The sequence below is a fragment of the Streptomyces sp. C1-1 genome (assembly GCF_050214755.1).
Classification (GTDB): Bacteria; Actinomycetota; Actinomycetes; order Streptomycetales; family Streptomycetaceae; genus Streptomyces.
In genome coordinates this window covers 3,133,346-3,152,958 of record NZ_CP189826.1, presented here as the reverse complement: position 1 = coordinate 3,152,958, position 19,613 = coordinate 3,133,346, and the positions used below count along the sequence as shown (strand labels likewise).

The 19,613-nt window shown below is 65.6% G+C and carries 7 protein-coding genes, 1 tRNA gene and 3 rRNA genes; 8 read left to right on the top strand and 3 right to left on the bottom strand.

Annotation, left to right across the window (positions count from 1 at the left end; translation table 11 throughout):
• Nucleotides 1–3: 3 nt before the first annotated feature.
• Together ACQF4J_RS14180 and thyX are read right to left on the bottom strand one after the other, a co-directional pair.
• Nucleotides 4–240 carry a hypothetical protein gene (locus ACQF4J_RS14180; RefSeq protein WP_351585035.1) on the bottom strand — a complete coding sequence of 79 codons (237 nt, stop codon included), beginning with the start codon at nucleotides 238–240 and terminating at the stop codon, nucleotides 4–6.
• Between the two features lie 209 nt (nucleotides 241–449).
• Nucleotides 450–1,235 (bottom strand): FAD-dependent thymidylate synthase, encoded by a 786-nt coding sequence (gene thyX / locus ACQF4J_RS14175; RefSeq protein ID WP_200705311.1) that lies wholly within the window; start codon nucleotides 1,233–1,235, stop codon nucleotides 450–452.
• Between the two features lie 335 nt (nucleotides 1,236–1,570).
• On the opposite strand from thyX, the gene dapA reads away from it, so the two are divergent.
• The 7 genes from dapA to ACQF4J_RS14140 all read left to right on the top strand — a co-directional run bounded on the left by dapA (nucleotide 1,571) and on the right by ACQF4J_RS14140 (nucleotide 10,858).
• A complete protein-coding gene (gene dapA / locus ACQF4J_RS14170) occupies nucleotides 1,571–2,470 on the top strand; it encodes a 4-hydroxy-tetrahydrodipicolinate synthase (protein WP_351585032.1) in 900 nt (299 codons plus the stop codon).
• 145 nt (nucleotides 2,471–2,615) lie between these two features.
• A complete protein-coding gene (locus tag ACQF4J_RS14165) occupies nucleotides 2,616–4,301 on the top strand; it encodes a ribonuclease J (RefSeq protein WP_351585030.1) in 1,686 nt (561 codons plus the stop codon).
• Between the two features lie 497 nt (nucleotides 4,302–4,798).
• Nucleotides 4,799–6,323, top strand: a 16S ribosomal RNA gene (locus tag ACQF4J_RS14160).
• Nucleotides 6,324–6,625: 302 nt separating this feature from the next.
• Nucleotides 6,626–9,747: ribosomal RNA gene (locus ACQF4J_RS14155) — 23S ribosomal RNA — on the top strand.
• Nucleotides 9,748–9,817: 70 nt separating this feature from the next.
• Nucleotides 9,818–9,934, top strand: a 5S ribosomal RNA gene (gene rrf, locus ACQF4J_RS14150).
• Together the 16S, 23S and 5S rRNA genes form the textbook arrangement of a ribosomal RNA operon.
• 112 nt (nucleotides 9,935–10,046) lie before the next feature.
• Nucleotides 10,047–10,709, top strand: a complete 663-nt coding sequence (locus tag ACQF4J_RS14145; protein ID WP_351577687.1) for a DegT/DnrJ/EryC1/StrS family aminotransferase — start codon at nucleotides 10,047–10,049, stop codon at nucleotides 10,707–10,709.
• A 76-nt stretch (nucleotides 10,710–10,785) separates the two neighbouring features.
• Nucleotides 10,786–10,858: transfer RNA gene (locus ACQF4J_RS14140), tRNA-Thr, on the top strand.
• A 46-nt stretch (nucleotides 10,859–10,904) separates the two neighbouring features.
• On the opposite strand, the gene ACQF4J_RS14135 is transcribed toward ACQF4J_RS14140, so the two are convergent.
• Entirely contained in the window at nucleotides 10,905–13,658 is a 2,754-nt protein-coding gene (locus ACQF4J_RS14135; RefSeq protein WP_351577674.1) for a SpoIIE family protein phosphatase, read from the bottom strand.
• A 376-nt stretch (nucleotides 13,659–14,034) separates the two neighbouring features.
• Here ACQF4J_RS14135 and ACQF4J_RS14130 point away from each other — a divergent pair, with 376 nt between their 5' ends.
• Complete coding sequence (locus ACQF4J_RS14130; protein ID WP_351577671.1) at nucleotides 14,035–19,506, top strand: HAMP domain-containing protein; 5,472 nt, start codon at nucleotides 14,035–14,037, stop codon at nucleotides 19,504–19,506.
• Nucleotides 19,507–19,613: the final 107 nt, after the last annotated feature.

The window sequence follows — 19,613 nt, the reverse complement described above, 5'->3', positions numbered from 1 at the left end:
GAGTCAGCGCCCCTGGGACGCCTGTGACTGCTGAGTCGGCGTGGAGGTGTTCACGGACAGGGCCGGCATCCCGAGGACCAGCGAGCCCACCAGCCCGGCGACGATGGTCAGCGCCAACAGCCAGCGCCCGGCCATCTGACCGGCGGACGCCCGTTGACGGGGCGGGGGAGTGACGTTGCTGCGGAACCTGTCGGCCTCGGCGACGAAGGCGAACGGAACGGGTTCGCGCCGACGGAACATGGTGGTGCGCCTCCTTCTGACACGGATGCGGGGGTCGAACGTGTGACTGTCGTCTACAGAGACGGTCGAGTGCCCCAAAAGGTGCCCGCTTGCGCCGAATTCACAGAAATTCGCCGACGTATGCCGTGAAAAGGTGGTGGGTCGCCTCCCGCGACCACGCGGGGAGCAACCCGACCACCTCGGAAGCGCTCAAGGGGAGGGCGGAGGTGTCAGACCTTCCGCCAGCCCGGGACCCAGGCTCCGTCCTCGACGGTGTAGTCACCGAAGAGCGCCGGAGCCTCCTTCATCATCAGCTCGCCCACCTTGCCGAAGATGAGACGGATCTCCTCCTCCGCCCCGGCCGCCGTACGGTTCTCGATCACATGGCGCAGGGTGCGCACGTTCGCGCTCCAGACCAGGCCGGTGCCCAGCCCTTCGGGCGCGAAGCGTCGCATGAAGGAGGTCTTCGCCTTCTTCTCGGAGAAGGGCACCCCCTCCTCGTCCAGCCCGAAGTGGTCCGCCATCCAACGCTGGAAGGCCTCCATCTCCTTCAGGAGCCCGTTGGCGCGGGACATCAACTCCGCGTCCTGCTGCGCCCATTCGGGGAACCAGAACGGCAGATCGTCCAGCCGCACGAAGCGCAGGGACTCCTGGGACACCGCCACACCCGCCCGGTGGCGCACCAGTTCGTGGGTGGCCACGCGGCTGACGTTGTGCAGGATGAAGTTGAACGTGACGTGCTCGAGAACCGATCCGTGGGCGCTGGCCAGGATGTTCTGCAGGTACTTCTCCTGGTCCGCGCGGATGCGCGTCACGTTGGGGTTGAGTCCGGGCTCCCAGGAGCGATAGCAGATGCGGCCGGCGAACTCCGCGAGGTTCTGTGCGTCGTCCAGCTCACCGCGGTCGATGCGCTCCAGCCACTTCTCCCCACCGACATCCTTCAGGTACGCCGCGATCTCGTCGTAGTCGAGGGCGGGGCGACCGATGAGATGCACCTGTGGTTCGACCGCGTGCATGTGATCACTCCAGTTCAAAAACGGGGCAGAGGGGGGTAACCCTCCCACGCCGGCACCCCCGCTTCTGGCGGCGGGGCGGGCAGCGGTCGGGCCGCTTCGGGATGGGGTCTCATCGTAGGCACAAGGACAGGTCACCCCCTCGGGCTGGGACATCTGTACGGACCGCGCTCAGAGGTGTCCGTATTGCGGCTTTTGGAGAAGTTCATCTAGCCTGATCAAACGGACCCGGTACTGCTTGAACCCCCGAGCAGGCAGTACCGGGCTCCGCATTTGTCCTGACTTATCCCGCACCCCAAGGGCAGACCTCGCATTGAGCACCGAGTAGCGTGTTCCCCATGGCTCCGACCTCGACTCCGCAGACCCCCTTCGGGCGGGTCCTCACCGCCATGGTCACGCCCTTCACGGCGGACGGCGCACTCGACCTCGACGGCGCGCAGCGGCTCGCCGCTCATCTGGTGGACGCAGGCAACGACGGCCTGATCATCAACGGCACCACCGGCGAGTCCCCCACCACCAGCGATGCGGAGAAATCGGACCTCGTACGGGCGGTCCTCGAGGCCGTCGGCGACCGGGCCCACGTGGTCGCCGGCGTCGGCACGAACGACACCCACCACAGCATCGAGCTGGCCCGCGAGGCCCAGCGCGTCGGAGCCCACGGCCTTCTGGTCGTCACCCCGTACTACAACAAGCCCCCGCAGGAGGGCCTCTACCGGCACTTCACGGCCGTCGCCGACGCCGCCGAGCTGCCGGTCATGCTCTACGACATCCCGGGCCGCAGCGGGGTCCCGATCAACACCGAGACGCTCGTCCGTCTCGCCGAGCACCCGCGCATCGTCGCCAACAAGGACGCCAAGGGCGACCTCGGCCGCGCCAGCTGGGCCATCGCGCGCTCCGGCCTCGCCTGGTACTCCGGCGACGACATGCTGAACCTCCCGCTGCTCTCCGTGGGCGCGGTCGGCTTCGTCTCGGTCGTCGGCCACGTCGTCACCCCCGACCTGCGCGCCCTCGTGGACGCCTTCGTCTCGGGCGACGTACAGAAGGCCACCGAGATCCACCAGAAGCTGCTCCCCGTCTACACGGGTATGTTCCGCACCCAGGGCGTCATGACGACGAAGGCCGCCCTCACCCTCCAGGGCCTCCCGGCGGGCCCCCTGCGCGCACCGATGGTCGAGTGCACGCCGGAAGAGATCGAGCAGCTCAAGATCGATCTTGCCGCGGGCGGGGTACAGCTCTAACACCAGACTTGGCACCACCGGGCTTCACAACTGAATAGGCAGGGCCACCGCGCGCCTGCACTCCACAACGACAACTGCTACACGCACGAACGTCATGCGCGCCACGTGCCTACCGGTACGTGGCGCGCGTGGTGAGGAGAGTCTTTTGAGTCATCCGCATCCTGAACTCGGCTCGCCCCCGCCGCTTCCCGAGGGCGGCCTACGGGTCACCCCGCTCGGCGGCCTCGGCGAGATCGGCCGGAACATGACGGTCTTCGAGTACGGTGGCCGCCTGCTGATCGTCGACTGCGGCGTGCTCTTCCCCGAGGAGGAGCAGCCCGGAATCGACCTGATCCTGCCGGACTTCTCGTCCATCAGGGACCGCCTCGACGATATTGAGGGCATCGTCCTCACCCACGGCCACGAGGACCACATCGGCGGTGTCCCCTTCCTCCTCCGGGAGAAGCCGGACATCCCGCTGATCGGCTCCAAGCTGACCCTCGCGCTCATCGAGGCCAAGCTCCAGGAGCACCGCATCCGCCCGTACACCCTCGAGGTGGCGGAAGGGAACCGCGAACGGGTCGGCCCCTTCGACTGCGAGTTCGTGGCGGTCAACCACTCCATCCCGGACGCCCTCGCGGTCGCCATCCGCACCCCGGCGGGCATGGTCGTCCACACCGGCGACTTCAAGATGGACCAGCTCCCGCTGGACAACCGCCTCACGGACCTGCATGCGTTCGCCCGGCTGAGCGAGGAGGGCATCGACCTCCTGCTCGCCGACTCGACGAATGCCGAGGTGCCGGGCTTCGTCCCGCCCGAGCGGGACATCTCCAACGTCCTGCGCCAGGTCTTCGGCAGCGCCCGCAAGCGGATCATCGTGGCGAGCTTCGCCAGCCACGTCCACCGCATCCAGCAGATCCTGGACGCGGCCCACGAGTACGGCCGCAGGGTGGCCTTCGTCGGACGCTCGATGGTCCGCAACATGGGCATCGCGCGGGACCTCGGCTATCTGAAGGTCCCGCCGGGCCTGGTGGTCGACGTCAAGACGCTCGACGACCTCCCGGACAGCGAAGTGGTCCTGGTCTGCACGGGCTCGCAGGGCGAACCGATGGCGGCGCTGTCGAGGATGGCCAACCGCGACCACCAGATCCGGATCGTCGACGGCGACACCGTGATCCTCGCCTCCTCGCTGATCCCGGGCAACGAGAACGCGGTCTACCGCGTGATCAACGGCCTGACCCGCTGGGGCGCCAACGTCGTCCACAAGGGCAACGCCAAGGTGCACGTCTCGGGCCACGCGTCCGCCGGCGAGCTCCTGTACTTCTACAACATCTGCCGCCCGAAGAACCTGATGCCGGTGCACGGCGAATGGCGCCACCTTCGGGCCAACGCCGAGCTGGGCGCGCTCACCGGCGTCCCGCACGACCGGATCGTCATCGCCGAGGACGGCGTCGTCGTCGACCTCGTCGAAGGCAAGGCCAAGATCTCGGGCAAGGTCCAGGCGGGTTACGTCTACGTCGACGGCCTGTCCGTCGGTGACGTGGGCGAGCCGGCCCTGAAGGACCGGAAGATCCTGGGCGACGAGGGCATCATCTCGGTCTTCGTCGTCGTGGACTCCTCCACCGGCAAGATCACGGGCGGTCCGCACATCCAGGCCCGTGGCTCGGGCATCGAGGACTCGGCCTTCGGCGCGGTGATCCCGAAGATCGCCGAAGTCCTCGAACGCTCGGCCCAGGACGGCGTGGTGGAGCCGCACCAGCTGCAGCAACTCATCCGCCGGACCCTCGGCAAGTGGGTCTCCGACACGTATCGACGCAGGCCGATGATCCTGCCGGTCGTGGTGGAGGTCTGACACCTCGTCCGGTACGAACTGGGAGCGGGGCGCCTCGATTTGCATCCGGGCGCCCCGCTCCAGTACGTTTACGGCTCCGCCAGCAAGGGAACCCGGACGCTTCGTGTGTCCGGAGCAGACCCGGAGGGGCGGGAAAACCGACTCAGAACTTCTGATAAAGTCGGATCCGCCGGAAAGGAAACCGCGAAACAAAAGCGGGAACCTGGAAAGCACCGAGGAAATCGGATCGGAAAAAGATCTGATAGAGTCGGAAACGCAAGACCGAAGGGAAGCGCCCGGAGGAAAGCCCGAGAGGGTGAGTACAAAGGAAGCGACCGTTCCTTGAGAACTCAACAGCGTGCCAAAAGTCAACGCCAGATATGTTGATACCCCGACACCGGGATTTCCTGGTGGCGAGGTTCCTTTGAAGAAAACACAGCGAGGACGCTGTGAACGGTCGGGCCTATTCCGCTCGACTGTTCCGCTCTCGTGGTGTTCATCCCGATTACGGGAAAACATTCACGGAGAGTTTGATCCTGGCTCAGGACGAACGCTGGCGGCGTGCTTAACACATGCAAGTCGAACGATGAACCACTTCGGTGGGGATTAGTGGCGAACGGGTGAGTAACACGTGGGCAATCTGCCCTTCACTCTGGGACAAGCCCTGGAAACGGGGTCTAATACCGGATAACACTCTCGCAGGCATCTGTGAGGGTTAAAAGCTCCGGCGGTGAAGGATGAGCCCGCGGCCTATCAGCTTGTTGGTGAGGTAATGGCTCACCAAGGCGACGACGGGTAGCCGGCCTGAGAGGGCGACCGGCCACACTGGGACTGAGACACGGCCCAGACTCCTACGGGAGGCAGCAGTGGGGAATATTGCACAATGGGCGAAAGCCTGATGCAGCGACGCCGCGTGAGGGATGACGGCCTTCGGGTTGTAAACCTCTTTCAGCAGGGAAGAAGCGAAAGTGACGGTACCTGCAGAAGAAGCGCCGGCTAACTACGTGCCAGCAGCCGCGGTAATACGTAGGGCGCAAGCGTTGTCCGGAATTATTGGGCGTAAAGAGCTCGTAGGCGGCTTGTCACGTCGATTGTGAAAGCCCGAGGCTTAACCTCGGGTCTGCAGTCGATACGGGCTAGCTAGAGTGTGGTAGGGGAGATCGGAATTCCTGGTGTAGCGGTGAAATGCGCAGATATCAGGAGGAACACCGGTGGCGAAGGCGGATCTCTGGGCCATTACTGACGCTGAGGAGCGAAAGCGTGGGGAGCGAACAGGATTAGATACCCTGGTAGTCCACGCCGTAAACGGTGGGAACTAGGTGTTGGCGACATTCCACGTCGTCGGTGCCGCAGCTAACGCATTAAGTTCCCCGCCTGGGGAGTACGGCCGCAAGGCTAAAACTCAAAGGAATTGACGGGGGCCCGCACAAGCGGCGGAGCATGTGGCTTAATTCGACGCAACGCGAAGAACCTTACCAAGGCTTGACATACACCGGAAACGTCCAGAGATGGGCGCCCCCTTGTGGTCGGTGTACAGGTGGTGCATGGCTGTCGTCAGCTCGTGTCGTGAGATGTTGGGTTAAGTCCCGCAACGAGCGCAACCCTTGTCCCGTGTTGCCAGCAGGCCCTTGTGGTGCTGGGGACTCACGGGAGACCGCCGGGGTCAACTCGGAGGAAGGTGGGGACGACGTCAAGTCATCATGCCCCTTATGTCTTGGGCTGCACACGTGCTACAATGGCCGGTACAATGAGCTGCGATACCGTGAGGTGGAGCGAATCTCAAAAAGCCGGTCTCAGTTCGGATTGGGGTCTGCAACTCGACCCCATGAAGTCGGAGTCGCTAGTAATCGCAGATCAGCATTGCTGCGGTGAATACGTTCCCGGGCCTTGTACACACCGCCCGTCACGTCACGAAAGTCGGTAACACCCGAAGCCGGTGGCCCAACCCCTTGTGGGAGGGAGCTGTCGAAGGTGGGACTGGCGATTGGGACGAAGTCGTAACAAGGTAGCCGTACCGGAAGGTGCGGCTGGATCACCTCCTTTCTAAGGAGCACTTCTTACCGAGTTCGCTCGGTCAGAGGCCAGTACATCGGCGAATGTCTGATGCTGGTTGCTCATGGGTGGAACGTTGACTATTCGGCCGGGTTCTGGGTCGGAGGCTGCTAGTACTGCTCGCAAGAGCGTGGAACGCATGATCTCCGGGCGGGAGCCGGCCGGGCACGCTGTTGGGTGTCTGAGGGAATGGTTTTTCCTCAGTCGCCGGCCCCAGTGAACTCGAGTGGAAGCTCGGGGTGATGGGTGGCTGGTCGTTGTTTGAGAACTGCACAGTGGACGCGAGCATCTGTGGCCAAGTTTTTAAGGGCGCACGGTGGATGCCTTGGCACCAGGAACCGATGAAGGACGTGGGAGGCCACGATAGGCCCCGGGGAGTCGTCAACCAGGCTTTGATCCGGGGGTGTCCGAATGGGGAAACCCGGCAGTCGTCATGGGCTGTCACCCTTGCCTGAACACATAGGGCAAGTGGAGGGAACGCGGGGAAGTGAAACATCTCAGTACCCGCAGGAAGAGAAAACAACCGTGATTCCGGGAGTAGTGGCGAGCGAAACCGGATGAGGCCAAACCTACGACGTGTGAGACCCGGCAGGGGTTGCGTCGTGGGGGTTGTGGGATCTCTCTTCTGTCGTCTGCCGGCGGCAGGACGAGTCAGAAACCGTTGATGTAGGCGAAGGACATGCGAAAGGTCCGGCGTAGAGGGTAAGACCCCCGTAGTCGAAACGTCAGCGGCTCGTTTGAGAGACACCCAAGTAGCACGGGGCCCGAGAAATCCCGTGTGAATCTGGCGGGACCACCCGCTAAGCCTAAATATTCCCTGGTGACCGATAGCGGATAGTACCGTGAGGGAATGGTGAAAAGTACCGCGGGAGCGGAGTGAAATAGTACCTGAAACCGTGTGCCTACAAGCCGTGGGAGCGTCGGAACAAGGCTTGCCTTGTTCTCGTGACTGCGTGCCTTTTGAAGAATGAGCCTGCGAGTTTGCGGTGTGTTGCGAGGTTAACCCGGGTGGGGTAGCCGTAGCGAAAGCGAGTCCGAACAGGGCGTTTTAGTAGCACGCTCAAGACCCGAAGCGGAGTGATCTAGCCATGGGCAGGTTGAAGCGGAGGTAAGACTTCGTGGAGGACCGAACCCACCAGGGTTGAAAACCTGGGGGATGACCTGTGGTTAGGGGTGAAAGGCCAATCAAACTCCGTGATAGCTGGTTCTCCCCGAAATGCATTTAGGTGCAGCGTCGTGTGTTTCTTGCCGGAGGTAGAGCACTGGATAGGCGATGGGCCCTACCGGGTTACTGACCTTAGCCAAACTCCGAATGCCGGTAAGTGAGAGCACGGCAGTGAGACTGTGGGGGATAAGCTCCATGGTCGAGAGGGAAACAGCCCAGAGCATCGACTAAGGCCCCTAAGCGTACGCTAAGTGGGAAAGGATGTGGAGTCGCAGAGACAACCAGGAGGTTGGCTTAGAAGCAGCCACCCTTGAAAGAGTGCGTAATAGCTCACTGGTCTAGTGATTCCGCGCCGACAATGTAGCGGGGCTCAAGCGTACCGCCGAAGTCGTGTCATTGCAGCATGAGGGCCAACGCCCGCTGTGATGGGTAGGGGAGCGTCGTCTGCCGGGTGAAGCAGCACCGGAAGGTAGTTGTGGACGGTTGACGAGTGAGAATGCAGGCATGAGTAGCGATACAAACGTGAGAAACGTTTGCGCCGATTGACTAAGGGTTCCTGGGTCAAGCTGATCTGCCCAGGGTAAGTCGGGACCTAAGGCGAGGCCGACAGGCGTAGTCGATGGATAACCGGTTGATATTCCGGTACCCGCTGTGAAGCGTCAAACATTGAATCCAGTGATGCTAAGCCCGTGAAGCCGCCGGCTGAGTCTTCGGACGAGGTCGGAGTGGTGGAGCCGGTGACCCGAGCTGGTAGTAGGTGAGTGATGGGGTGACGCAGGAAGGTAGTCCATCCCGGGCGGTGGTTGTCCCGGGGTAAGGGTGTAGGACGAGTGGTAGGCAAATCCGCCGCTCATGTGTCTGAGACCTGATGCCGAGCCGATTGTGGTGAAGTGGATGATCCTATGCTGTCGAGAAAAGCCTCTAGCGAGTTTCATGGCGGCCCGTACCCTAAACCGACTCAGGTGGTCAGGTAGAGAATACCGAGGCGTTCGGGTGAACTATGGTTAAGGAACTCGGCAAAATGCCCCCGTAACTTCGGGAGAAGGGGGGCCACACCTGGTGAGAACACTTGCTGTTCGAGCTGGGGGTGGCCGCAGAGACCAGCGAGAAGCGACTGTTTACTAAAAACACAGGTCCGTGCGAAGCCGTAAGGCGATGTATACGGACTGACGCCTGCCCGGTGCTGGAACGTTAAGGGGACCGGTTAGCTCCATTTCGGTGGGGCGAAGCTGAGAACTTAAGCGCCAGTAAACGGCGGTGGTAACTATAACCATCCTAAGGTAGCGAAATTCCTTGTCGGGTAAGTTCCGACCTGCACGAATGGCGTAACGACTTCTCGACTGTCTCAACCATAGGCCCGGTGAAATTGCACTACGAGTAAAGATGCTCGTTTCGCGCAGCAGGACGGAAAGACCCCGGGACCTTTACTACAGTTTGATATTGGTGTTCGGTTCGGCTTGTGTAGGATAGCTGGGAGACTTTGAAACGCGGACGCCAGTTCGCGGTGAGTCGTCGTTGAAATACCAGTCTGGTCGTGCTGGATGTCTAACCTGGGTCCGTGATCCGGATCAGGGACAGTGTCTGATGGGTAGTTTAACTGGGGCGGTTGCCTCCTAAAGAGTAACGGAGGCGCCCAAAGGTTCCCTCAGCCTGGTTGGCAATCAGGTGTTGAGTGTAAGTGCACAAGGGAGCTTGACTGTGAGACCGACGGGTCGAGCAGGGACGAAAGTCGGGACTAGTGATCCGGCGGTGGCTTGTGGAAGCGCCGTCGCTCAACGGATAAAAGGTACCCCGGGGATAACAGGCTGATCTTCCCCAAGAGTCCATATCGACGGGATGGTTTGGCACCTCGATGTCGGCTCGTCGCATCCTGGGGCTGGAGTCGGTCCCAAGGGTTGGGCTGTTCGCCCATTAAAGCGGTACGCGAGCTGGGTTTAGAACGTCGTGAGACAGTTCGGTCCCTATCCGCTGTGCGCGTAGGAGTCTTGAGAAGGGCTGTCCCTAGTACGAGAGGACCGGGACGGACGAACCTCTGGTGTGCCAGTTGTCCTGCCAAGGGCATGGCTGGTTGGCTACGTTCGGGAGGGATAACCGCTGAAAGCATCTAAGCGGGAAGCCTGCTTCGAGATGAGGACTCCCACCCACTTGATGGGGTAAGGCTCCCAGTAGACGACTGGGTTGATAGGCCGGATCTGGAAGCACGGTAACGTGTGGAGGTGACCGGTACTAATAGGCCGAGGGCTTGTCCTCAGTTGCTCGCGTCCACTGTGTTAGTTCTGAGGCAACGACCGTGTTTTTTTCCGGTCTAACTTCATAGTGTTTCGGTGGTTATAGCGTGAGGGAAACGCCCGGTTACATTCCGAACCCGGAAGCTAAGCCTTACAGCGCCGATGGTACTGCAGGGGGGACCCTGTGGGAGAGTAGGACGCCGCCGAACAATCATTCAGGGTTGGTCCCGGAACTTACGTTCCGGGACCAACCCTTTTTTGTTTCACGTCACTTGAAGTTCACGTTGCGCAACGAGCATCCACAGCATGGGTACTGCTGCAATGCTCAGGGCCGCCGGTGTCGGACTCGGTGACGAAGTCGTCGTGCCGGCCTTCGGGAACGTCGAGGTCGCCGAGGCCGTTGCCATGGCCGGAGCGCTGCCGGTGTTCGCCGACATAGATCCGGTCACCTACTGCCTCGACGCGTCCGCGGTGGAGGCGGCGACAACTCCGCGTACCGCGGCCGTCGTTGTCGTACACCGCTTCGGACGGCCCGCCGACATCACGCGATTGCACGCCGTCGGTCAGCGGCACGGTCTTCTGGTGCTGGAGCAGGGCGAGTCCGAGGCGCCGTACGACGAGATCGCGCAGCGCCGGGAGCGGGCCGCCTATCTCGACGCCAAGTTGCGGGGAGTGCGCACGCCCGATGGCGGTGACGGGCACACCTACCAGCAGTACGTCGTGCGGGTGCCGGGAAACGGGCGACCGGACCGGGACGCCTTCGCACGGGCCTTGCGGGCACGCGGAGTTGAGTGCCGGGTGCCGGTGAAGACACCGGTGCACCGGCTGCCGGAGTTCCGGCGCTGCGTGTCCTTGCCGGAGACCGAGCGGGCCGCGGACGAGACACTCGCGCTGCCCGTGGACGCCGCGCTGACGAAGCGGGACATGCAGCGCATCGTGGGCGCGTGCAACGCGCTGGGTGGGCTGCTGCAGCCGGCCTTCTGAGCGTGGTTGGGAGCACGCGAGTGTTCGGGGTATGATCTATTCCGTTGCAGCGGGGGAGACCCCGAAAAGGCAACAGGCCCCCTTAGCTCAGTCGGCAGAGCGTCTCCATGGTAAGGAGAAGGTCAACGGTTCGATTCCGTTAGGGGGCTCCGACAAAAAGAACCCCCGCCCTTTCGGGCGGGGGTTCTTTCGCGTTCAGTCCTTGTGGAGGCCCGGGACCCGCATCGCCAGGATCGCCATGTCGTCGGACGGGGCGTCCGACGCGAAGCGCTCGACGGCGCGCATGATGCGTGCGGCGACCGCGCCCGCCGTCAGACCCGTACAGGTCGTGAGGACGTCGGTGAGGCCGTCGTCGCCCAGCATGCGCGTACCTTCGCGGCGCTCCGTGACGCCGTCCGTGACGCACAGCAGGACGTCACCGGGGTCGAGGGTGATGGTCTCCTCGTACAGGTCCAGGTCCTCCATGACGCCCAGCAGCGGCTGGGGCTCGGCGGCCGGTTCGACCGTGCCGTCCTGGCGCAGGCGGAGCGGCAGGGGGTGGCCGGCGCAGACCACCTTCAGTTCCGCGCTGCCGTCCTCCTGGGGGCGCAGCTCGCCGTAGAGCAGCGTCAGGAAGCGGCTGCGGGCTCCCTCGTCGAGGATCGCCGAGTTGAGGCGCTCCAGGACCGCCGGGCCGCTCAAACCCTCTCTGGCGAGCAGCCGCAGGGCGTGGCGTGCCAGGCCCGTGACGGCCGCCGCGTTCGGGCCCGTACCGCAGACGTCGCCGATGGCGAAGCCGTAGGCGCCGTCGCTGATCGGGAAGAGGTCGTAGAAGTCGCCGCCGACCTCGTTGCCCTCGCCGGCCGCGCGGTAGATGACCTCGACCTCGACGCCGTCGATCTCCGGGAGCTCGGGCGGCAGGAGGCTGCGCTGGAGGGACTGGCTGATCGCCGTGCGCTCCGAGTACAGGCGGGCGTTGTCCAGCGCCAGGGCGGCCCGTCGGCTCAAGTCCTCGGCCAGTTCCAGGATTTCCTGGCGGAAGTGTTCGTCGGTGGGCTTGCCGAGCGTCAGCATGCCGATGACGCGGTTGCGGGCCACCAGCGGCAGGACGACCGTCTCGCCGCCCACGGCGGACGCCGTGGCGAGCGTGGGGCCGATCCCGGAGGCGACCTGGCGGGTCGGGCCGCCGGACAGGCCGAGGCTGCGCATGGAGCTGCGCAGGGCCGCCTGGTGGGCGACCTCGCCGGGGGCGGACCAGACGCGTGCGCCCGGGGTCGGCACCGGGTCCGGCGGGGGGACCTTCGAGAGCAACGACTTGATGCCGTCGATGAGTTCCTCGTCCTCGTGCAGAACGTAGGAGAGGTACGGCTCGGAGGCCTGGTCGGCGATCGTGTAGACCGCGCACCAGGTGGCCAGGGTGGGAACCGTCATCTGGGCCATCAGGGCCAGGGTCTGGTCGCGGTCCAGGGTGCCGGCCAGCAGGTCGGAGGCCTCCACCAGGAAGCTGAGCGAGCCCCTGCGCAGCCGCTCCAGCTCGCCCAGACGCGCCGACTCGACGGCCAGCGCGATGCGGTCGGCCGCGAACTGCAGGCGCAGGGCCTCCTCGTTGGAGTATCTGCCGGGGGACTCGGCCGCGACGCCCAGGGAGCCGGTCAGGCGGCCCTCGACCTTCAGGGGTACCGTGACGACCGAGCGCATGCCCGTGCCGCTCAGCAGCGGTACGGCGCCGGGGACGGCCGTCAGGTCGTCGTGGACCGCCGGCATGCGGGCCGAGCCGTAGCGGCCGGGGCCCGCCTCGACGGGCACGCGCGCGAAGCGCTGCCGGGCGGAGGGCAGGCCGGTCGAGGCGCGGACCTCCAGCTCCGTCTCGTCGTCGGTAGCGAGGAGCAGGAAGGCCGAGTCCGCGTCGAGCATGTCGCGGGCCCGCTCGACCGTGCGCTGCAGGAGGCCGTCGAGGTCGTCCGGGGCGGGGGAGCCGATGAACACCTCGAAGGGGTCGGTGCTCTGGCCCTCGGCGTGGGTGACGGAGTCGGAGGAGGGAACGCGCAGCGGCGTCTGCAGGACGGCCCGCTCGTGGTCGCGGACCAGGAGACAGACGGTGGAGGGTTCGCCGCCCGTGTCGCGGACGCGGAGGTGGGAGGCGTAGACCGGGGTCACACGGCCGTTGGCGCCCCTTATGCCGTAGCTGCCCTCCCAGCGGGAGAGCTGGAGCGCTTCCGCGATGCCGGTGCTGGTGCCGGGGGTGTGCGGCCAGGCGGCGAGATCGGTGAGAGGCTTTCCGATCACCTGTTCGGCGGGGTAGCCGAAGAGCTCCTCCGCGTCCTCGTTCCAGGACGAGATGGAGCCGGTGCGGTCGATCTGGACGACCGCGACCCGGACTCTGCCGTCGGCGAGCGGGAGGAGGTCGGCGGGGAGCGAGGGGCCCGCCGCGCGGGTGCCCACGGCGCGCTCGGGGAGGTCGAGCTGGAACCAGACCTGCTTGTGGGTGGGCGTGTACTCCACGCCCCAGCGGCCCGCCAGCGCCGCGCACAGCTGGAGTCCGCGGCCGCCCTCGCGGTCGGGGCTGCCCATGTTGACCGGGGAGCCCTGGAGGGGGATCTCGCGTTCCGGGTAGTGGTCGGCCACCTCGACCCGTACGCCTTCGTCGGTGCGCAGGCACAGGACGTCGGCGGAAGTGCCCGCGTGCACCACCGCGTTGGTCACCAGCTCACTGGTGAGGACGACGGCGTCGTCGACGATGTCGGCGAACCCCCAGCCCTGCAAGGTGTCGCGGACGAAGGAGCGGGCGGTCGCTACGGATCGCCCGACGGGCTCGAAGCTGGCGGCCGCGCGCGCGGTGATCACAGAACTCCTCGGCCTGTTGTCGACGTGCAGGGCTCCGTGGCCGACCGGCTCGCCCCGCTGATGCGGCATGCGCGTGCCCGTCGGCCGCTCCGGGGGCTGTCCCCCGGGGATCAGTCCGGTGGTCATGTGTCCGGCCGTCCCTCCGATGCCCGCTCGTTCTCGTACCACCGCCCAGGCCGGACGGACCGGCGCGGCTGGACAGCCGCATGCAAGGTTACTTACCTTCGACGGCCGTGCGGATGCCGGTCTGCAGTGTTTCCGCCCAGAGGGTGTGCGGACGATGTGCGAAGCTGCCGAACTGTTATGGCCGGGTTCAGCCAGGGTGAAACACTGGGCAAGCTTCTTGTGAAGGTCCGGGCAGGCCGAGTGACTTCCGTATGCAGTGGGCAGCAGCCCGGGGTGCGGCCTGGTATATCCGGCAGAAATACGCAGCAGTAACGGGAACCGCGAGCAGTAGTGGCGGAGCACAGCAGTAACGGTCGACCCCTGCGGGAGGGACACAGTGGAGTCTGGCGCAGCGACGCGGGGCACTAAGACGCGCGCGAAAGGCGGACAGTCCCTGGACAACCAGCGCTCACCACGCGGTGGCAGCACCGCGGTGGACACGGCGGCCCTGAACCGACTGCTGGCGGCCCTCGTGGCGATGCGTGACGGGAACTTCCGGAAACGGCTGACCGTGTCCGGCGACGGCGTGATGTCGGAGATCGCCGCCGTCTTCAACGAGGTGGCCGACCGCAATCTGCATCTGACGGGCGAGCTGTCCCGGGTACGGCGCATGGTGGGCCGCGAGGGCAAGCTCACCGAGCGCCTGGAGACGGGTGCCTACGAGGGTTCCTGGGCGGCCGCCATCGAGGCCTCCAACGCCCTCGTGGACGACCTCGTACGGCCCGTCTCCGAGGTCGGGCGGGTGCTCTCCGCGGTCGCCGAGGGTGATCTCTCGCCCCGGATGGAGCTGCGGACGCAGGCGCCGGACGGGACGGGGCATCCGCTGCGCGGCGAGTTCCTGAAGGTCGGGCGGACGGTGAACAACCTCGTCGACCAGCTGTCGACGTTCACCGACGAGGTCACGCGCGTGGCCAGCGAGGTGGGCACCGAGGGCAAGCTGGGCGGCCAGGCACGCGTGCGTGGCATGTCGGGTTCGTGGAAGGACCTCACGGACTCCGTCAACACGATGGCGTACCGGCTGACGGCCCAGGTGCGGGACATCGCCCTGGTGACGACGGCGGTGGCCAAGGGCGATCTGTCGCGCAAGGTCACCGTTCACGTCGCGGGCGAGATGCTGGAGCTGAAGAACACCGTCAACACGATGGTGGACCAGCTGTCGTCGTTCTCCTCCGAGGTGACCCGGGTCGCGCGCGAGGTGGGCACGGAGGGCGAGCTCGGCGGTCAGGCGCAGGTGCCCGGTGTGGCCGGCGTGTGGAAGGACCTCACCGATTCGGTGAACCTGATGGCCGGCAACCTGACGGCCCAGGTGCGCGGTATCTCCCAGGTCACCACCGCGGTCGCCAACGGCGACCTGTCGCAGAAGGTGACCGTCTCGGCGCGCGGCGAGGTCGCGCAGCTCGCGGACACGATCAACCAGATGACCGAGACGCTGCGGATCTTCGCGGACGAGGTCACGCGTGTGGCCAACGAGGTCGGTGCCGCGGGGCAGCTGGGCGGGCAGGCGAACGTTCCCGGCGCGGCCGGTACCTGGAAGGACCTCACCGACTCCGTCAACACGGTCTTCCGGAACCTCACCATCCAGGTGCGGGACATCGCCGCGGTGACGACGGCCGTGGCCAACGGTGACCTCTCCCAGAAGGTCACCGTCAACGTGGCCGGCGAGATGCTGGAGCTGAAGAACACCGTCAACGGGATGGTGGACCAGCTGCAGTCCTTCGGTTCCGAGGTCACGCGCGTGGCCCGCGAGGTCGGTGTCGAGGGTGAGCTGGGCGGCCAGGCCCAGGTGCCGGGCGCGGCCGGTACCTGGAAGGACCTGACCGACTCGGTCAACACCGCGTTCCGCAACCTCACCGGCCAGGTGCGCAACATCGCCCAGGTGACGACGGCCGTGGCCAACGGCGACCTCTCCCAGAAGGTCACCGTGGACGTCTCCGGCGAGATGCTCCAGCTGAAGAACACCGTGAACACGATGGTGGACCAGCTGTCGTCCTTCGCCGACCAGGTGACGCGGATGGCCCGGGACGTGGGCACCGAGGGCCGGCTGGGCGGTCAGGCGGTCGTACCGGGTGTGGCCGGTACGTGGAAGGAGCTCACCGACTCCGTCAACGGCATGGCCGGCAACCTGACGGCCCAGGTGCGCAACATCGCCCAGGTGACGACCGCGGTCGCCCAGGGCGACCTGTCCCAGAAGATCGACGTGGACGCGCGCGGGGAGATCCTGGAGCTCAAGAACACCATCAACACGATGGTCGACCAGCTTTCCGGATTCGCCGACCAGGTGACCCGCGTGGCCCGCGAGGTGGGCACCGAGGGCCGCCTCGGCGGTCAGGCGCAGGTGCCCGGCGTGGCCGGCGTGTGGCGGGACCTGACCGACTCCGTGAACGGCATGGCGGGCAACCTCACCGCCCAGGTGCGCAACATCGCCCAGGTCGCCACCGCGGTGGCCCGAGGCGACCTGTCCCAGAAGATCACCGTGGACGCGCGCGGGGAGATCCTGGAGCTGAAGAACACCCTGAACACGATGGTGGACCAGCTGTCGTCGTTCGCGGAGGAGGTCACCAGGGTCGCCCGCGAGGTGGGTACGGAGGGCCAGCTCGGCGGTCAGGCCGAGGTGCAGGGCGTCTCCGGCACCTGGAAGGACCTCACGCAGTCGGTGAACTTCATGGCGAACAACCTGACCATCCAGGTGCGCCAGATCGCCGAGGTCACGACCGCGGTCGCCAAGGGCGACCTGTCCAAGAAGATCACCGTCGACGCCAAGGGCGAGATCCTCGAACTCGTCACGACCGTCAACACGATGGTGGACCAGCTGTCGTCCTTCGCCGAGCAGGTGACCCGGGTGGCCCGTGAGGTGGGCACCGAGGGCATCCTGGGCGGCCAGGCGCACGTGCCGGGTGTCACGGGCATCTGGAAGGACCTCAGCGGCAACGTGAACCTGATGGCCAAGAACCTGACCATGCAGGTGCGCAACATCTCCCAGGTGGCCAACGCGGTCGCCAACGGCGACCTGACGCGGACGGTGACGATCGAGGCGCGCGGCGAGGTCGCGCAGCTCGCCGACACCTTCAACACGATGGTGAAGACGCTGAGCTCGTTCGCCGACCAGGTCACCAAGGTGGCCCGCGAGGTGGGCACGGACGGCATCCTCGGCGGCCAGGCGCACGTACCGGGTGTGGCCGGTACGTGGAAGGACCTGACCGAGTCCGTGAACCAGATGGCGTCCAACCTGACCGGTCAGGTGCGCAACATCGCCATGGTTACCACGGCCATCGCCAAGGGCGACCTGACCAAGAAGATCGACATCGACGCCCGGGGCGAGATCCTGGAGCTGAAGACGACGATCAACACGATGGTCGACCAGCTGTCGTCCTTCGCGGAGGAGGTCACCCGAGTCGCCCGCGAGGTGGGCACCGAGGGCCAGCTGGGCGGTCAGGCACGCGTGCGTGACGTCGACGGCACCTGGCGCGACCTCACCGAGTCCGTGAACGAGATGGCCGGGAACCTCACCCGGCAGGTGCGTGCCATCGCGCGCGTGGCCACCGCGGTGACCAGGGGCGACCTGAACCTGAAGATCGACGTCGACGCCTCCGGCGAGATCCAGGAACTGCAGGACTACATCAACAAGATGATCGCCAACCTGCGCGACACCACGATCGCCAACAAGGAGCAGGACTGGCTCAAGGGCAACCTGGCCCGTATCTCCGCGCTGATGCAGGGCCGCCGCGACCTGCAGGACGTCGCCTCGCTGATCATGAGCGAGCTGACGCCGGTGGTCTCCGCCCAGCACGGCGCGTTCTTCCTGACGATGCCGCTCATGGACGGCCAGGACCTGAGCGCCGACGCCGAGGACCAGTACGAGCTGCGGATGCTGGGCTCGTACGGCTACTCGATGGGCTCCATGCCGACGTCGTTCCGGCCCGGCGAGGCGCTGATCGGGACGGCCGCCCAGGAGAAGCGCACGATCCTGGTGGAGAACGCGCCCAGCGGCTACCTGAAGATCTCCTCCGGTCTCGGCGAGGCACCGCCCGCCCAGGTGATCGTCCTGCCGGTGCTGTTCGAGGGGAAGGTCCTCGGCGTCATCGAGCTGGCCTCCTTCACGCCCTTCACGCAGATCCAGAAGGACTTCCTCAACCAGATCGCCGAGATGATCGCGACCAGCGTCAACACCATCTCGGTGAACACCAAGACCGAGCAGCTGCTGAAGCAGTCGCAGGAGCTCACCGAGCAACTGCGGGAGCGGTCGGCCGAGTTGGAGAACCGGCAGAAGGCCCTGCAGGCGTCCAACGCCGAACTGGAGGAGAAGGCCGAGCTGCTGGCCCAGCAGAACCGCGACATCGAGGTGAAGAACACCGAGATCGAGGAGGCGCGGCAGGTCCTGGAGGAGCGCGCCGAGCAGCTGGCCGTCTCGATGCGCTACAAGAGCGAGTTCCTGGCCAACATGTCGCACGAGCTGCGGACGCCGCTGAACTCGCTGCTGATCCTGGCCAAGCTGCTCGCCGACAACGCGGACGCCAACCTCACGCCCAAGCAGGTCGAGTTCGCCGAGACCATCCACGGAGCCGGCTCGGACCTGCTGCAGCTGATCAACGACATCCTGGACCTGTCGAAGGTCGAGGCGGGCAAGATGGACGTCTCCCCGACGCGCATCGCGCTCGTCCAGCTCGTCGACTACGTGGAGGCCACCTTCCGGCCGCTGACCGCGGAGAAGGGGCTGGACCTGTCCGTACGGGTCTCGCCGGAGCTGCCGGCCACGCTGCACACGGACGAGCAGCGTCTCCTGCAGGTGCTGCGCAACCTGCTGTCGAACGCCGTGAAGTTCACCGACTCCGGCTCCGTGGAGCTGGTGATCCGGCCCGCCGGGTCGGACGTGCCCATGGCCATCCGGGAGCAGCTGCTGGAGACCGGCTCGCTCAGCAATCCGGACGCCGGCCTGATCGCCTTCTCGGTGACCGACACCGGCATCGGTATCGCGGCCAGCAAGATGCGAGTGATCTTCGAGGCGTTCAAGCAGGCCGACGGCACCACCAGCCGCAAGTACGGCGGTACGGGCCTGGGGCTCTCGATCTCGCGGGAGATCGCCCAGCTGCTCGGCGGCGAGATCCACGCGCAGAGCGAACCGGGGCGCGGCTCGACGTTCACGCTGTATTTGCCCCTGCATCCCAGCGAACTGCCGCCGCAGGGCTACCAGCAGCCCGTGGCGGCCCTCGGGGCGAGCGATCTGGTGGCCGCGTCGGACCTCTCCCAGCTCTCCGACGTGGAGATCGAGACGCCGGCGGAGGTGAAGTCGTACCAGCATGCCCAGAACGGCGCCGCGGCCCTGTTCAGGCGCCGCCGCAGGCACGCGCTCGACGCCGGCCAGGGCTCGGTGGCGGCGGAGCAGTGGCCGGCCGACGAGCAGGCCGCGCAGCCGCAGGTGCACCGGGGCATCCGCTTCGGTGGGCAGAAGGTGCTGATCGTCGACGACGACATCCGTAACGTGTTCGCGCTGACCAGCGTCCTGGAGCAGCACGGTCTGTCGGTGCTCTACGCCGAGAACGGCCGCGAGGGCATCGAGGTCCTGGAACAGCACGACGACGTCGCGGTCGTCCTGATGGACATCATGATGCCCGAGATGGACGGGTACGCGACGACCACCGCGATCCGCCGGATGCCCCAGTTCGCGGGCCTGCCGATCATCGCGCTGACGGCGAAGGCGATGAAGGGCGACCGGGAGAAGGCGATCGAGTCGGGCGCCTCCGACTACGTGACCAAGCCGGTCGACCCCGATCACCTGCTGACGGTGATGGAGCAGTGGATGCGGGGGGAGTGACGAGAATCATCGATGTTCACACGGAGTTGCTGACGCAGTGTGGCCGACGCCGTGTAGAAGTACGGGATACGGGGAACCTTCTGGTCTCCCGGTCCGTTTCTGCTACG

What these genes read in the sequence shown, in the direction of transcription:
- ACQF4J_RS14145 (WP_351577687.1), top strand. Translation starts at nt 10,047, where the DNA reads ATGCTCAGGGCCGCCGGTGTCGGACTCGGTGACGAAGTCGTCGTGCCG.
- dapA (WP_351585032.1), top strand. Translation starts at nt 1,571, where the DNA reads ATGGCTCCGACCTCGACTCCGCAGACCCCCTTCGGGCGGGTCCTCACC.
- thyX (WP_200705311.1), bottom strand. Translation starts at nt 1,235, where the DNA reads ATGCACGCGGTCGAACCACAGGTGCATCTCATCGGTCGCCCCGCCCTC.
- ACQF4J_RS14135 (WP_351577674.1), bottom strand. Translation starts at nt 13,658, where the DNA reads ATGACCACCGGACTGATCCCCGGGGGACAGCCCCCGGAGCGGCCGACG.
- ACQF4J_RS14180 (WP_351585035.1), bottom strand. Translation starts at nt 240, where the DNA reads ATGTTCCGTCGGCGCGAACCCGTTCCGTTCGCCTTCGTCGCCGAGGCC.